This window comes from Cellulosimicrobium sp. BMG9.22 (genome assembly GCF_059159975.1).
Genome location: NZ_JBZGBY010000065.1, coordinates 1 through 1,437, shown reverse-complemented (window position 1 = coordinate 1,437; position 1,437 = coordinate 1). Strand labels below are relative to the sequence as shown.

At 69.5% G+C, this 1,437-nt stretch carries 1 protein-coding gene; it reads left to right on the top strand.

Annotated elements, in window-relative coordinates:
- The first annotated feature begins 210 nt into the window (after positions 1–210).
- On the top strand, positions 211–1,413 hold the full coding sequence (locus AC4H2H_RS19700) for an IS110 family RNA-guided transposase (protein WP_494372529.1): 1,203 nt from the start codon (positions 211–213) through the stop codon (positions 1,411–1,413).
- The last annotated feature ends 24 nt before the right edge of the window (positions 1,414–1,437 follow it).

The following is a 1,437-nucleotide window of genomic DNA, read 5'->3' as shown; positions in this document are numbered from 1 at the left end:
CGCGCGGGGTCTGGTCGCCGGGCTGGGTAGGACTGTGCGCCCCTGTCGAACGCATGATCCGGTGGGTGTTGTCGCCCGGTTTCGGTGGCGCAGGTGACCGCTGATAGGGACAGGGCCGCCCCGTCGTGGGGTAGGTCTCTTCGTAACGTGGGTGTCGGCATTCTGCGTCAGGACTGGGGCGGCCAGCAGCTCGAGGGCAGGGAGGGACCTGTGGACGGATACGAGGTGTTCTGCGGGTTGGATGTCGGCAAGGCCGAGCACCACGCCTGCGCCGTGGACCGGGACGGCAAGAAGATCCACGACAAGGCGCTGCCGCAGGACGAGGCCCGGTTGCGCGAGGTCTACGCCCGGCTGGCAGCAGCGGGTCGGGTGCTCGTCGTCGTGGACCAACCTGCCTCGATCGGCGCGTTGGCGGTCGCGGTAGCACGCCAGGCCGGGATCGATGTGGCCTACCTGCCCGGCCTGGCGATGCGTCGTATCGCCGACCTTCACCCGGGCAACGCGAAGACGGACGCTCGCGACGCCTTCATCATTGCCGAGGCCGCACGCACGATGCCGCACGCCCTGCGCGAGATCGGCGGGACCGACGCGATGCTGGCCGACCTGAACGTCATCGTGGGCTATGACGACGACCTCGCCACAGAGGTCAACCGCGTCACCAACCGCATCCGCGGGCTGCTCACACAGGTCCACCCCGCCCTGGAACGAGTCCTGGGACCCAGAGCAACCCAGCCCGCCGTGCTGGAGCTGCTCACCCGTTTCGGGGGACCCGAAGGGCTACGCACCGCAGGACGACGACGCCTGGCCGCGGTAGCCAAAGCGCGAGCACCCCGATCCTGGCAGCACCTGGTCGACGACATCCAGGACGCACTCGCTGCCCAGAGCGTGACCGTCCCCGGCACCACCGCTGCCGAGAAGGTCCTGCCCAAACTCGCCACCACCTTGTCCGGGCTGCTCCAAGAACGCCAGATCGCCGCCGAACAAGTCGAGGAGATGCTGAACGCACACCCTCTCGCCCCGGTCCTGACCTCGATGCCCGGCATCGGCGTCAGGACCGGCGCCCGCATCCTGCTCGACGTCGGCGACGCCTCCGCGTTCCCCACCAGCGCCCACCTCGCCGCCTACGCCGGCCTCGCGCCCGTCACCCACCGCTCAGGCACCTCCATCCGCGGCGAGCACCGACCACACGGGGGAAACAAACGCCTCAAGCGCGCGTTCTACCTCGCCGCCTTCGCCAGCCTGCACGACCCCACGTCCCGCGCCTACTACGACCGCAAACGAGCCCAAGGCAAACGCCACAACGCCGCACTCATCTGCCTCGCCCGACGACGCGTCGACGTCCTGTTCGCCATGCTGCACAACGGCACCCTCTACCAACCCCGACCCGCCACCCCGCCCCCGATCGCGGCTTGACGACGGACATAGGGACACCCACCC